Origin of the sequence: Bacillus subtilis subsp. subtilis str. 168 (assembly GCF_000009045.1) — a bacterium.
Lineage (GTDB): Bacteria > Bacillota > Bacilli > Bacillales > Bacillaceae > Bacillus > Bacillus subtilis.
In genome coordinates this window covers 4,074,841-4,089,403 of the sequence record NC_000964.3, presented here as the reverse complement: position 1 = coordinate 4,089,403, position 14,563 = coordinate 4,074,841, and the positions used below count along the sequence as shown (strand labels likewise).

Below are 14,563 nucleotides of genomic sequence, written 5' to 3'. Positions count from 1 at the left end.
GAGACGATTCCTTTTTTTATAATGTACGCTCATTCAGCACTTGGTTTTGGGTGCTTTTCTTCTTTTTAAACCGTTTTTTCAGGCTTGCTTCAATTTCCTCCAAGCTTTTCCCTTTGGTTTCCGGTACCATGTAGAACGCGAAGAAAAATGAGAGAAGACAAATGACTGAGAAAACCATAAAGACCCATGCGATGCCCATCGCGCTTAGCATCAGCGGGAAGACAAGCGACACGATCAGGTTAGCCGCCGATAACACCAAAGTCGTGAACCCTGTCGCGGCTCCGCGTGCTTTGGACGGGAAGAGCTCAGGCATGAGCACCCACACTACCGGACCCCATGTCGCCTGGTAAAAGACGATATAGACACCGAGAAAGACTACTGTCATCCACGCTGTTGATGCGGAAAGCCCCAGTGTCAGGAGCACGCCTGATAAAGCAGCAAGGCTCAGTGTGATGCCGACACTTCCCCAGATCAGAAGTTTTTTGCGGCCGACACGGTCAATTAAGATCATGGCAGTGATACACATGATGACGTTGAGGATGCCGATTCCCATTGTGCCGAGCGCCGAAGCTGATGTGCCAAGACCGGCCTTCGTAAAAATGGTTGGCGCGTAGTAGATGACCGTGTTAATGCCGACTGCCTGCTGGAAAATGGCAAGGCCGACGCCAATCAGAAGCATAGGGCGAATCCACTTGGCTTTCAGCACGCCAAGTGTCGTTTCTTTTTTCTCCGCTTCCCCTTGCTTCATCTCTGCCAATTCCATTTCGATGTCTTTGGGGTCATGAGTGATGTTCATGATGCGTCTCGCTTCTTCTTCGCTGCCGCGCTTCACGAGCCATCTTGGCGATTCCGGCATGAAGGCGATGCCGATTAATAGAAGCACGGCAGGCACTGCAGCCAGACCGACCATCCAGCGCCACGCTTCAAACGGTGTGAACAGGTAGTTAACGATATAGGCGAGCAAAATCCCGGTGACAATCATTAAGTTGTTCATTGTGCCGAGTGTCCCGCGAATTTTCGTCGGTGCCATTTCGGAAAGATACACGGGCACAAGTGCCGTTGAACCGCCGACGGCCAACCCGAGTATCACCCTAGATGCAATCAGCATGCCGATTGTTTGAGAAAATGCGCAAGCGAGCGCACCGATAATAAAAATGATGGAAAGGACAAATACAACCTTTCTCCTGCCCCAGCGGTCTGAGCATGTGCCGCTCAAGGCAGAACCGAAAATCGCGCCAAGGAGCAGCATGCTGACAACCAATCCTTCTGTCAATGTCGTTAAAGGAATATCGTTATTGATAAACAGGAGTGCTCCGGAGATAACACCTGTATCGTAACCATATAGCAGTCCCCCTAAAGCGCCGAAAAAGTAGATCATATATTTCCTTGTGTCTTTCTTCACAAATGTCTCCTCCTCAGTTGTTGAGCCAATGAGTATCTAAAAATATGTAACAAAGTTAATAGATTAGTACCCATTTCCTATCTCATTTGAAACATTTGTTTTGAAAAAACGGAAACTTTATAGCCAAAAGAGATGATCACAGATCCGCTGAGTTTAGGAAAAACGAAATAACTTTATGCTCAGAGAAACCATTAAAAAAACCTTACCCGCGCGGAGTAAGGTTTGATTAAGACATTTTTATTCTTCTGCTTCGTTGACAAAAACCAAGGCGGAGAAGCCTTTTTTCTTATCAAATTGCAATTCAACGACGGTAACGTCCGGATTGAAGTTGTGGTATTCCTCTAAGAACTGAATAATGCCTTCTGAAATGTCATCTGACATAAGCTGCTTGTGGTGCAGGCCAAATGTAGCTTCAGCGAAGAACCCTGTACGCTTGTTGTACGATAGTTCTTTTACTTCAACGTCTTCAGGGTAGATATCTTCTTCATTGGAAATATACACGCAAATTCCGTCTACAATTTCTTGCTCATTTAATATTAATCTCATTGCCTAAAATCTCCTTCTGTACGTCTTCGGTGCTTTAAATGCGCGAATCAATGCGATGACAATGATTAAAATAATAATCAAAGCGATGATATCAACGATCCAGGCAATGGGTGAAGCGCCATAAGAAACATAACCGGGGCCTCCGACTGGATGATAGGTGTAACCCCATGGGTGCATCATGCTGATCATGAACATACCCATTGTAAATCCGCTATAATATCCAAACCATCCTGATGGCGCGAAACCTGCGTGATAGTAATGATTGACTGAAACATAACGTCCGCCAACATAGGCTTTAGACGTTTTTCCGCTGTATGTCTTTCCGGTTACTTTTGATGTAGCGCCGGAAAAGGTGCCTGACGATTTTTTAGAGCTTGATGAACTTGCCTTTTCCGAAGGCTTCTTTTTAAGCGAAATCGATGATGATGAATCGTCAGACGTCTTGGATTTTTTGCTAGAAGAGCTTGATCCTGAGCTGTAGCTTGATTTCGGGCTTGATTTATAGCTTCCGCTGTATGATGAGCTTGAACTTCGGCTGCTGTAACTAGATGATGAGCGGCCGCTAAAGCTCTTTGCATGAGAAATCGTTGATGGCAGCAGTACACCTAAAGCAACGGTTACTGCAACTAAGGCTTTTACATATTTAAGTTTCATTCTGTTTCCTCCATAGACCATCGAAACGGTCCGCTATTCTGACCAGCAAATAAAAGAAGCTGGGTCAGCTTTATTTCATATGAGCTAGATGATATGAACGTTTCATACTTTTGCTTTCTCAATCACTTTCTTTCTGAGATAAACTACCTTTATTTTATCGGATTTATGGCTCATTTTGTAAGGTTTTGCTTCAAAATCAGTTATTTAGGAATTTATCGCACAAAAAAACAGCCTTCTCCATTGGAGAAGGCTGTTTTCTTCTTATGCGAACAGCTTATCAATAAATGAAATATCCTCTTGAGAAAGCGTCACGTCAGCTGTTTTGATGTTATCAATCAGCTGATCGGCACGTTTTGCTCCTGGGATTAAAATATCAATTTCCGGTCTTGCTAAATACCAGGCCAATACGATGTGAGGGATATCCACGTTGTGTTTTTCGGCAATCGGCGCAAGCTTGTTGACCTTTCTGATATTTTCTTTGAAACGCTCACCCTTGAAGTGTTCCTGTTCGTTTCGCAGGTCGCCTTCTGGGAACGTTGTATCTTCTGTATACTTTCCTGCCAATAAACCTGATACGAGAGGGAAGTAAGGGATAAATGAAATATTATGCTCCTTCGTATACGGGAAGAATGTTTTTTCCGCTTCACGGTTTAACAGGTTGTATTCGCCTTGCAATACATCTACCAAACCGTCTTTGTTTGCTTCTTTCAATTGCTCTAAAGAGAAGTTGGATACACCGATGGAACGGATTTTTCCGGCTTTCTTCATCTCATTCAGCGCGTTAACGGCTTCATCCTTAGGCGTATGTTCGTCAGGGAAGTGAATGTAGAACAAATCAATATAATCGGTATTCAAGCGCTTCAGGCTTTCATCAACTGATTTTTTAAGAAAATCTGGTGAATTATCAAAGACAAAGTCATTGCCTTGTTTTCTGTGAGCGGCTTTTGTCGCGATGACAACATCTTCACGGTTGAATTCACGCAGCACTTCACCAATTAATTCTTCGGAACGGCCGATCCCGTAAATGTAAGCGGTGTCTAACATTGTCACGCCATTACGGATCGCCTCGCGCACCAATTCTTTTCCGGTTTCTTCATTTAGGTTCGGGTAGAGGTTATGTCCTCCGACAGCATTTGTTCCTAATCCGATAGGGAATACCTGCAAGTCTGATTTTCCGAGCTTCGCTTTTTTCATGATCTGCCTCCTAGAATAAAATGGATGATAGACTCTCAACACTATTGTAAACGTTAGGCCAGATGAATGCCGATTTGATGCTCATTGCAGTACTGCGTGTACTCGTCGTCTAATGGCTGAGAGGTCACAATGCAATGCAGCCTGTCAAACGGTGCATACGTCAGAAGCGTTGATTTTCCGAATTTAGAATGGTCAGCCAATAGATACACTTCTTTTGCTTTTTCTGAAATCCTCTTTTTAATTTCATACTCCAGCAGATCCGAATTGGTCAATCCGTGAGTCAGCGTCGTTCCGGTAGCGGACATAAAGGCTTTGTTGATATTGTACTTATCAAGCATAGCCGGGTCGTCCATGCCGACAAAGGAGCGGGTTTTTCTCTTATAGTTGTTTCCGATAATGATTAAGTTGATATTCTTCAAAGCTGACGCCGCATTGATAATGTCTAAACTGTTGGTTAAGATGGTGACATTTTTGGCTGGATCAAGCGTATCAAGAATAGACTTTGTCGTCGTTCCTGAATCAATGAAGACCAAATCGTGATCTTCAATAAATCGGGAAGCATAATGGGCGATTTTTGTTTTTTCATCCTGGTGCTGAATGGTGCGATTTTCAAAAGGAACTAATGCGGTTTTTTCAATAGATGTTACGCCGCCGTATACTTTTTCAATCGCACCCTTTTCTGTTAGCTTGTTGATATCACGTCTGACTGTGTTTTTGGAGACATTGAACACCTGGCACAGCTCATCTAAGGAAACAGTGCCATGCGATAAAATGTACTCCTCCATTTCCTGAATCCGCATCAGTTTCATATAAAAAACTCCTTCTTGAATCTTTACGTAACATAAATATATAATAAAAACCAAAAGTTAATCAATAGTTGCTTAAAAATGATAACATCGGTGTATATCTTTTGCAAGATTGGACGGCCTTCTCTTACTTCTCTTACTTGATTAAAAGATTAATATAATAAAAATAATGAAAAAATGTAGTGTTTATGATTGACTTATGGGTATTATGCGATTAGAATATAACCAAGAAATGACCAAAAAGTAACCTGTTGTGCATGAAATGGTTGCTTGTATGTAAATATGCATCCGCCATTTATTTTTTTGGTGTTTTTGAAAGCGTTTAATTCTTGGCTTGCTGAAAAGTGGATATTGATATGAATCTATCCGGAACCATCCATACAAGTGTATGTGTTTACTAATGAAGGAGGCAATAAGAATGGCAGAAATCAGAAAATTAAAAAACTACATCAACGGTGAATGGGTTGAAAGCAAAACAGATCAATATGAAGATGTCGTCAATCCGGCGACGAAAGAAGTGCTATGCCAAGTGCCGATTTCTACAAAAGAGGATATTGATTACGCAGCGCAAACAGCGGCTGAAGCATTTAAAACATGGTCAAAGGTGGCGGTTCCTCGCCGCGCCAGAATTCTATTTAACTTCCAGCAGCTGCTGTCTCAGCATAAAGAAGAACTTGCTCATCTAATTACCATTGAAAACGGAAAAAACACGAAAGAAGCTTTAGGTGAAGTGGGACGCGGGATTGAAAACGTAGAGTTCGCCGCTGGAGCACCTTCCCTGATGATGGGTGACTCACTTGCTTCCATCGCAACGGACGTTGAAGCGGCGAACTACCGTTACCCAATCGGAGTTGTCGGCGGAATCGCGCCATTCAACTTCCCGATGATGGTTCCTTGCTGGATGTTCCCGATGGCGATCGCGCTCGGCAACACATTTATTTTAAAGCCATCTGAGCGGACTCCGCTGTTAACAGAGAAATTGGTTGAGCTTTTTGAAAAAGCGGGCCTTCCGAAAGGGGTGTTCAACGTCGTATACGGTGCGCATGACGTTGTGAACGGCATCCTCGAGCATCCCGAAATTAAAGCGATTTCATTTGTAGGCTCCAAGCCAGTAGGCGAATACGTCTACAAAAAAGGAAGCGAAAACTTAAAACGCGTTCAATCTCTGACTGGCGCGAAAAACCATACGATTGTCTTGAACGATGCGAATCTTGAAGACACGGTTACAAACATCGTTGGAGCTGCCTTCGGTTCTGCCGGTGAACGCTGCATGGCTTGTGCGGTTGTGACAGTTGAAGAAGGAATCGCCGATGAATTTATGGCGAAGCTGCAGGAAAAAGTGGCGGACATTAAAATCGGTAACGGCCTTGATGACGGCGTGTTCTTAGGACCGGTGATTCGCGAAGACAACAAGAAGCGCACGCTCAGCTATATCGAAAAAGGTCTTGAAGAAGGTGCCAGACTCGTATGTGACGGACGTGAAAATGTGTCTGACGACGGCTACTTTGTCGGCCCGACGATCTTTGACAATGTCACAACAGAAATGACGATCTGGAAAGATGAAATTTTCGCTCCGGTCTTATCTGTCATCCGTGTGAAAAACCTGAAAGAAGCGATTGAAATCGCCAATAAGTCTGAGTTTGCGAACGGCGCCTGCTTGTTCACATCCAACTCAAACGCAATCCGCTACTTCCGTGAAAACATTGATGCGGGAATGCTAGGCATCAACCTTGGTGTGCCGGCTCCAATGGCGTTCTTCCCATTCTCAGGCTGGAAATCTTCATTCTTTGGAACGCTGCATGCGAACGGAAAAGACAGCGTCGACTTCTATACACGTAAAAAAGTGGTGACGGCAAGATATCCGGCACCTGATTTCAACTAAACGACGAACAGCCGAACGGCGTCCATGTGCGCTGTTCGGACTCATTCTGCCAATAGAAAGAGGAGGGCTTCTCTATGAGTTATTTGTTGCGTAAGCCGCAGTCGCATGAAGTGTCTAATGGGGTCAAACTCGTGCACGAAGTAACGACATCCAACTCTGATCTCACTTATGTAGAGTTTAAAGTGTTAGATCTTGCATCAGGTTCAAGCTATACAGAAGAATTGAAAAAACAAGAAATCTGTATTGTGGCGGTAACGGGGAAAATTACAGTGACAGATCATGAGTCGACTTTTGAGAATATCGGCACGCGCGAAAGCGTATTTGAACGAAAACCGACAGACAGCGTCTATATTTCAAATGACCGTGCATTTGAGATCACAGCGGTCAGCGACGCAAGAGTGGCGCTTTGCTATTCTCCATCGGAAAAGCAGCTTCCGACAAAGCTGATCAAAGCGGAAGACAACGGAATTGAGCATCGCGGGCAATTTTCAAACAAACGTACTGTTCATAACATTCTTCCGGATTCAGACCCTTCAGCTAACAGTCTATTAGTAGTTGAAGTCTATACAGACAGCGGCAACTGGTCCAGCTACCCGCCTCACAAACATGACCAAGACAACTTGCCGGAAGAATCTTTCTTAGAAGAAACGTACTACCATGAGTTAGACCCGGGACAGGGCTTTGTGTTTCAGCGCGTATACACAGATGACCGTTCTATTGACGAGACAATGACTGTGGGAAATGAAAACGTTGTCATCGTTCCTGCGGGATACCACCCGGTAGGCGTTCCGGACGGATACACATCCTACTATTTAAATGTCATGGCAGGGCCGACGCGAAAATGGAAGTTTTATAACGACCCGGCGCATGAATGGATTTTAGAACGCTAACAAGTGAGGAGTGGCTGTTTACGATGAAGTATACATTCAATGAAGAGAAGGCTTTTGATATTGTTGCCATCGGCCGGGCATGTATTGATCTGAACGCAGTCGAATACAACCGCCCAATGGAAGAAACGATGACATTTTCGAAATATGTCGGCGGTTCACCTGCGAATATCGCGATCGGCAGCGCGAAGCTTGGCTTAAAAGCGGGCTTCATCGGCAAAATTCCGGATGACCAGCATGGAAGATTCATAGAGTCCTATATGAGAAAGACCGGCGTGGATACTACACAGATGATTGTTGATCAAGATGGACACAAAGCAGGCCTTGCATTTACAGAAATCCTCAGCCCTGAAGAATGCAGCATCTTAATGTATCGCGATGATGTGGCGGATCTTTATCTTGAGCCTTCAGAGGTAAGTGAGGACTATATCGCAAATGCGAAAATGCTGCTTGTCTCCGGGACAGCGCTCGCCAAAAGCCCGTCACGGGAAGCGGTGTTAAAAGCTGTTCAATACGCGAAAAAGCATCAGGTTAAGGTGGTATTCGAACTGGATTACCGGCCATATACGTGGCAGTCATCAGATGAAACAGCCGTTTATTATTCTTTGGTTGCCGAGCAGTCTGATATCGTCATCGGCACACGCGATGAATTTGATGTGATGGAAAACCGCACAGGCGGAAGCAATGAAGAATCCGTCAATCATTTATTTGGCCATTCAGCCGACCTCGTTGTCATCAAACACGGCGTCGAAGGCTCTTACGCATACAGCAAATCCGGCGAGGTATTCCGCGCTCAAGCGTACAAGACAAAAGTGCTGAAAACCTTTGGGGCCGGTGACTCCTATGCGTCAGCCTTTATCTATGGCCTTGTCAGCGGAAAAGACATTGAAACGGCATTGAAATACGGCAGTGCTTCAGCCTCCATTGTGGTGAGCAAGCACAGTTCGTCAGAAGCGATGCCGACTGCGGAAGAAATCGAACAGCTTATTGAAGCACAGTCATAATTGAAAAAGATCGAGTAAAGGTGGGATCGTTTGTGGGTAAGAAAATTCGCTTAACAACTGCGCAGGCGCTGATTAAATTCTTAAACCAGCAGTACATCCATGTAGATGGAAAGGAAGAGCCTTTTGTCGAAGGGATCTTCACGATTTTCGGTCATGGAAACGTATTAGGGATCGGGCAGGCGCTTGAGCAGGATGCAGGCCATTTGAAAGTCTATCAAGGGAAAAATGAACAAGGAATGGCGCATGCGGCCATGGCGTACAGCAAGCAAATGCTGAGAAGAAAAATATATGCGGTGTCTACATCCGTCGGACCTGGAGCGGCTAACTTGGTGGCGGCAGCCGGCACTGCATTGGCAAATAATATCCCAGTTCTCTTGATTCCGGCAGACACATTTGCGACAAGACAGCCAGACCCTGTACTGCAGCAAATGGAGCAAGAATACAGTGCGGCGATTACGACAAACGATGCATTGAAGCCTGTATCGAGATACTGGGACCGCATTACGCGCCCTGAGCAGCTGATGAGCAGTTTGCTGCGCGCGTTTGAAGTCATGACTGATCCGGCAAAAGCAGGTCCGGCAACGATTTGTATTTCTCAGGATGTTGAAGGGGAAGCATACGATTTTGATGAAAGTTTCTTCGTCAAACGGGTTCACTATATTGATCGCATGCAGCCGAGCGAGCGCGAGCTTCAAGGTGCGGCGGAGCTGATTAAATCCAGCAAAAAACCTGTGATTCTCGTCGGCGGAGGCGCAAAATATTCCGGTGCGCGCGATGAATTGGTTGCCATTTCTGAAGCCTATAACATTCCGTTAGTTGAAACGCAGGCAGGAAAGTCTACCGTTGAGGCAGATTTTGCGAACAACCTTGGCGGAATGGGCATCACAGGTACACTTGCGGCAAACAAAGCGGCCCGCCAAGCTGATTTGATTATCGGCATCGGCACAAGGTATACAGATTTTGCGACATCCTCTAAGACCGCTTTTGATTTTGATAAAGCGAAGTTTTTGAACATTAACGTCAGCCGAATGCAGGCGTATAAACTTGATGCATTCCAAGTGGTGGCGGATGCGAAAGTGACGCTTGGCAAACTGCACGGCTTGCTTGAAGGCTATGAGAGCGAGTTCGGCACAACGATCCGGGAGCTGAAGGACGAATGGCTAGCTGAACGCGAGCGTCTCAGCAAAGTGACGTTTAAGCGGGAAGCATTTGATCCGGAAATCAAAAATCACTTTTCTCAAGAGGTCCTGAATGAATATGCTGACGCGTTGAATACGGAGCTTCCGCAAACAACGGCATTGCTGACAATCAACGAGACGATTCCTGAAGACAGCGTCATCATCTGTTCAGCAGGCTCACTCCCAGGAGATTTGCAGCGTCTGTGGCATTCTAATGTTCCGAATACGTATCACCTGGAGTATGGATATTCTTGCATGGGCTATGAAGTGTCCGGGACACTCGGTCTTAAACTGGCCCACCCTGACAGAGAAGTGTATTCAATCGTCGGAGACGGCAGCTTCCTGATGCTTCATTCTGAACTGATCACGGCGATTCAGTACAACAAGAAAATCAATGTGCTGCTCTTTGACAACTCAGGATTCGGATGCATCAACAACCTGCAAATGGATCACGGCAGCGGCAGCTACTATTGCGAGTTCCGCACAGATGACAACCAAATCCTGAATGTCGATTACGCGAAAGTCGCTGAGGGATACGGCGCGAAAACCTACCGTGCAAACACAGTAGAAGAATTAAAAGCTGCGTTAGAGGATGCGAAGAAACAGGATGTATCAACATTAATTGAAATGAAGGTGCTGCCTAAAACAATGACGGACGGCTATGACAGCTGGTGGCATGTCGGGGTGGCAGAGGTATCTGAACAAGAAAGCGTTCAGAAAGCATACGAAGCAAAAGAGAAAAAGCTGGAATCTGCGAAGCAGTATTAGAGGGGAGGCACCATAGATGGGCAAAAATGAAATCCTGTGGGGAATCGCTCCCATTGGGTGGCGGAATGATGACATGCCTGAAATTGGAGCGGGAAATACACTTCAGCATTTGTTAAGTGATATCGTTGTCGCACGTTTTCAAGGCACGGAGGTCGGGGGCTTTTTCCCCGAACCTGCCATCCTGAACAAAGAGCTGAAGCTTCGGAACTTACGCATTGCAGGAAAATGGTTCAGCAGTTTTATTTTGCGTGACGGACTTGGTGAAGCGGCAAAGACATTTACCCTGCATTGTGAGTATTTGCAGCAAGTAAACGCGGATGTCGCAGTTGTCTCTGAACAAACGTACAGCGTGCAAAGCTTGGAGAAAAATGTGTTCACAGAGAAGCCGCACTTTACGGATGATGAATGGGAGCGGCTTTGCGAAGGGCTGAATCACCTTGGCGAAATTGCCGCTCAGCATGGCTTGAAGCTTGTCTATCATCATCATCTCGGCACTGGTGTCCAAACAGCGGAAGAAGTGGACCGCCTGATGGCAGGAACAGACCCTGCGCATGTACACCTCCTCTATGATACAGGCCATGCGTATATTTCTGACGGCGATTACATGGGGATGCTTGAGAAGCATATCGGCCGCATTAAGCATGTGCACTTTAAGGATGCCCGCCTGAATGTCATGGAACAATGCAGGCTCGAAGGACAATCGTTCCGGCAATCATTTTTAAAAGGCATGTTTACGGTTCCCGGTGACGGCTGCATTGACTTTAGAGAAGTATATCAGCTGCTGTTGAAGCACAGTTATTCCGGATGGATTGTCATTGAAGCTGAACAAGACCCCGATGTTGCAAACCCGCTGGAGTATGCATTGATTGCGAGAAACTATATTGATCAGCAGTTGTTGGATCTGGCTTAATGGGGAATGAACATATGGGCAATACCAATGGAGATTCAGCCTTCAATAAACGGACAATCGCGGCAGCATTGGCCAACTATATTGATGCCGGTTCAATTGTGGCAGGCTCCGCCGGTTTATCATTATGGGTCAGTTACCTTAAGCTATCCGATACGCAAATCGGGCTGCTCGGCGCGTTGAGCGCAAATGCGATTTCTGCCGCTGTCGGCGCGCTGCTTGGCGGGTTTCTGGCTGATAAAGTCGGACGGAAGGCTGTTTATACCAATAGTATGCTGGTTTATGCACTAGGGATTTGTTTGGTTTTGTTCGGGGTTAATTTCCCCATGTTGTTAAGCGGTTACATCATTATCGGTTTATCAGTAGGGGCTGACATAACCGCGTCATGGACCATTATTGCGGAAAATGCGCCAAAGAAGAATCGGGCCAGGCATTGCGGCGTAGCACAAGTCGCTTGGGCCGCGGGCGCTGTCGTTGTACTGCTCCTCTCCGTACTGGCCGGTGACTTGGGACTCTTGGGGAATAAAATCGTATTTGCCCATCTGCTTGTGATTGCGCTGATTACGTACATCCTGAGAATCAGGCTTCCGGAATCAGACGCCTGGCAGACAAAAAATCAGCCGGAGGAAGCTCAGGCAGAGAAGCCGGCTGTATTGAATAAGACATCGTATTTTGATTTGCTCAAGCCTATGTATCTAAAAAGCATCCTGTTTTTGATGGGTGTGTACTTGGTTTGGAACCTAGCCGCCGGGGTCATGGGCTTCTTTATGCCATACATTTATCAGCAGGTCGGCGGTGTATCTGCCAACATGGCCAACCTTTTGCAAATGGGGCTGTTTATCTTCACAGGATTGGGGGTCGCCTTGATCTTCATGCCCTTTGCCGACAAATATAGAAAAACCGTATTTGGAATCGCCGCTTTCATGGCGGTGATCGGGTGGACACTGTTTCTGCTGCCAGTTGAAGGCCTGCCGATTCTGCTCCTGTTTATTGTCGTGATCGGCATCAATAACGGAGCCGGGCAGCAAGCGAACTATCAGTTATGGGCCAGCGAAATCTTTCCTACGCAATATCGTGCTTCCGCACAAGGACTGATGTTTTTCCTTGTCCGTATTTCAATAGGGATTTGGAGTCTGTTTGTCCCAATGATTATCACCAATTTCGGCATTGGAACGATGGCTGCAATTCTTCTCGGATGTGTGACGGCCAGTATGATCATCGGGCTGCTCTTTGCGCCGAATACGTCTGGCAAGTCGCTTGAACAAATTCAAGAGGAACTCTACGGGTCTCCTCAGAGCCAAGTAAAGAAAGGAACAGAAAGCAAAATCATGTAACCAACAGAAGGAGTGGCTGTCAATGAGTTTACGTATTGGCGTAATTGGAACTGGAGCAATCGGAAAAGAACATATTAACCGTATCACGAACAAGCTGTCAGGCGCGGAAATTGTAGCTGTAACGGATGTTAATCAAGAAGCTGCACAAAAGGTCGTTGAGCAATACCAATTAAACGCGACGGTTTATCCGAATGATGACAGCTTGCTTGCAGACGAAAATGTAGACGCTGTTTTAGTGACAAGCTGGGGGCCTGCGCATGAGTCAAGCGTGCTGAAAGCGATTAAAGCCCAGAAATATGTGTTCTGTGAAAAACCGCTCGCGACAACGGCTGAAGGATGCATGCGCATTGTCGAAGAAGAAATCAAAGTGGGCAAACGCCTTGTTCAAGTCGGCTTCATGCGCCGTTATGACAGCGGTTACGTACAGCTGAAAGAAGCGCTCGATAATCATGTCATCGGCGAGCCTCTTATGATTCACTGCGCGCACCGCAACCCGACTGTAGGAGATAACTATACAACGGATATGGCTGTAGTCGACACGCTTGTTCATGAAATTGACGTGCTCCACTGGCTCGTCAATGATGACTACGAGTCCGTTCAAGTCATCTATCCGAAAAAATCAAAAAACGCGCTTCCACATTTAAAAGATCCGCAAATCGTCGTGATTGAAACAAAAGGCGGTATCGTCATCAATGCTGAAATCTATGTGAACTGTAAATACGGCTATGACATTCAATGTGAAATCGTCGGAGAAGACGGCATCATCAAGCTTCCCGAGCCATCAAGCATCAGCTTGAGAAAAGAAGGCAGATTCAGCACTGATATTTTGATGGATTGGCAGAGACGCTTTGTCGCTGCGTATGATGTGGAAATCCAAGACTTTATTGATTCGATTCAAAAGAAAGGCGAGGTCAGCGGACCGACGGCATGGGACGGCTATATTGCTGCTGTCACGACTGACGCGTGTGTAAAAGCCCAGGAATCTGGACAAAAAGAAAAGGTTGAATTGAAGGAAAAACCGGAATTCTATCAATCTTTTACAACAGTTCAAAACTAAAAAACAGAGGAGTGAAAATATGAAGTTAGCATTGGATCCATCCATGTATCGTGATGATTTAACTTTAGAGGAAATGGTCTATAAAACGGCAGAGCTCGGCTATGAATATATCGAATTATCGCCGCGCGAGGATTTTTGCCCGTTTTATAAATATCCGAAAGTCGATTCAGCAAAGATCAAACAATTAAAGCGCCTTTTAAGAGATACAGGTGTTAAGCTTTCATCGCTTCTTCCTCTTTACCACTGGGCGGGACCCGATGAAGACCGCCGCCAGGCAGCAGTGCGCAACTGGAAACGGGCAATCGAAATTGCGGTTGAACTTGAAGTGGATTTGATGAACAGCGAATTCAGCGGTTCAAAATATGATCCTTTAACAAGTGAAGAAAAATTTATCAAATCCATGGATGAGCTTCTGCCAGTCTTTGAAAAAGAAGGCATTAAACTCAATCTTCAAGCCCATCCATATGATTTTATCGAAACGCACAAAGGTGCGATGGATATGATCCGCGCGCTTGACAAGGATTGGATCAATCTTGTCTACTCGACTGCGCATACGTTCTTCTATGATGACGGCAAAGGCGACATCGAGACCATGTTTGACGAAGCCGGCGACCGCCTCACACATGTTTTATTTGCAGATACCTATAATCATAAAGCGGCTCATGGCCTTCGCTACATCGTCAATCCGCCTGACGCGAAAGTAACGGTTCACCAGCATTTGGACATTGGCCAAGGCGAGGTTGATTTTGATACGATTTTCAGAAAACTGAGAGAGATGAAGTTCGACGGAATTGCGACGAATGCCGTATTTGCTTGGGTCGATGAAAGAGCGGATGAATCAAGCCGATTTATGCTTAAGAAAATGAAAGAAGAATTAGGTCTGGCATAAGCTGAGCATGGAGTTCGGCGGGATATGGCGACAGCCTTCCTGCCGAACTCCCTTC

13 protein-coding genes are annotated in these 14,563 nt (G+C 45.8%); 8 read left to right on the top strand and 5 right to left on the bottom strand.

All coding sequences use genetic code 11. The features are described from left to right. Positions 1 to 16: 16 nt before the first annotated feature. The 5 genes from csbC to iolR all read right to left on the bottom strand — a co-directional run bounded on the left by csbC (position 17) and on the right by iolR (position 4,605). A complete protein-coding gene (csbC, locus tag BSU_39810) occupies positions 17 to 1,402 on the bottom strand; it encodes a putative metabolite transporter (RefSeq protein ID NP_391860.1) in 1,386 nt (461 codons plus the stop codon). Between the two features lie 237 nt (positions 1,403 to 1,639). Then, a complete protein-coding gene (gene yxcD, locus BSU_39800; RefSeq protein NP_391859.1) occupies positions 1,640 to 1,948 on the bottom strand; it encodes a hypothetical protein in 309 nt (102 codons plus the stop codon). Positions 1,949 to 1,951: 3 nt separating this feature from the next. After that, positions 1,952 to 2,602: a hypothetical protein gene (gene yxcE / locus BSU_39790; protein NP_391858.1), complete on the bottom strand. Its 651-nt coding sequence runs from the start codon at positions 2,600 to 2,602 to the stop codon at positions 1,952 to 1,954. Between the two features lie 261 nt (positions 2,603 to 2,863). Beyond that, positions 2,864 to 3,796 (bottom strand): putative aldo-keto reductase, encoded by a 933-nt coding sequence (gene iolS / locus BSU_39780; protein NP_391857.1) that lies wholly within the window; start codon positions 3,794 to 3,796, stop codon positions 2,864 to 2,866. Between the two features lie 53 nt (positions 3,797 to 3,849). Then, entirely contained in the window at positions 3,850 to 4,605 is a 756-nt protein-coding gene (gene iolR, locus BSU_39770; protein ID NP_391856.1) for a transcriptional regulator of the iol operon (DeoR family), read from the bottom strand. Positions 4,606 to 5,020: 415 nt separating this feature from the next. Between iolR and iolA the strand changes: the two genes are divergently transcribed. From iolA to iolH, 8 genes are all read left to right on the top strand, one after another. Continuing rightward, positions 5,021 to 6,484 (top strand): methylmalonate-semialdehyde dehydrogenase, encoded by a 1,464-nt coding sequence (iolA, locus tag BSU_39760; protein NP_391855.1) that lies wholly within the window; start codon positions 5,021 to 5,023, stop codon positions 6,482 to 6,484. 74 nt (positions 6,485 to 6,558) lie between these two features. Continuing rightward, positions 6,559 to 7,374: a 5-deoxy-D-glucuronic acid isomerase gene (gene iolB / locus BSU_39750; protein NP_391854.2), complete on the top strand. Its 816-nt coding sequence runs from the start codon at positions 6,559 to 6,561 to the stop codon at positions 7,372 to 7,374. Positions 7,375 to 7,397: 23 nt separating this feature from the next. Next, complete coding sequence (iolC, locus tag BSU_39740) at positions 7,398 to 8,375, top strand: 2-deoxy-5-keto-D-gluconic acid kinase (RefSeq protein ID NP_391853.1); 978 nt, start codon at positions 7,398 to 7,400, stop codon at positions 8,373 to 8,375. Positions 8,376 to 8,407: 32 nt separating this feature from the next. After that, entirely contained in the window at positions 8,408 to 10,321 is a 1,914-nt protein-coding gene (gene iolD, locus BSU_39730; RefSeq protein ID NP_391852.2) for a 3D-(3,5/4)-trihydroxycyclohexane-1,2-dione hydrolase, read from the top strand. A 16-nt stretch (positions 10,322 to 10,337) separates the two neighbouring features. After that, positions 10,338 to 11,231 carry a scyllo-inosose dehydratase gene (gene iolE, locus BSU_39720; protein NP_391851.1) on the top strand — a complete coding sequence of 298 codons (894 nt, stop codon included), beginning with the start codon at positions 10,338 to 10,340 and terminating at the stop codon, positions 11,229 to 11,231. Positions 11,232 to 11,245: 14 nt separating this feature from the next. Next, on the top strand, positions 11,246 to 12,562 hold the full coding sequence (gene iolF, locus BSU_39710) for an inositol transport protein (RefSeq protein ID NP_391850.2): 1,317 nt from the start codon (positions 11,246 to 11,248) through the stop codon (positions 12,560 to 12,562). 22 nt (positions 12,563 to 12,584) lie between these two features. Next, entirely contained in the window at positions 12,585 to 13,619 is a 1,035-nt protein-coding gene (iolG, locus tag BSU_39700) for a myo-inositol 2-dehydrogenase/D-chiro-inositol 3-dehydrogenase (RefSeq protein ID NP_391849.2), read from the top strand. Between the two features lie 19 nt (positions 13,620 to 13,638). Further along, complete coding sequence (iolH, locus tag BSU_39690; protein ID NP_391848.1) at positions 13,639 to 14,508, top strand: putative sugar-phosphate epimerase/isomerase; 870 nt, start codon at positions 13,639 to 13,641, stop codon at positions 14,506 to 14,508. Positions 14,509 to 14,563: the final 55 nt, after the last annotated feature.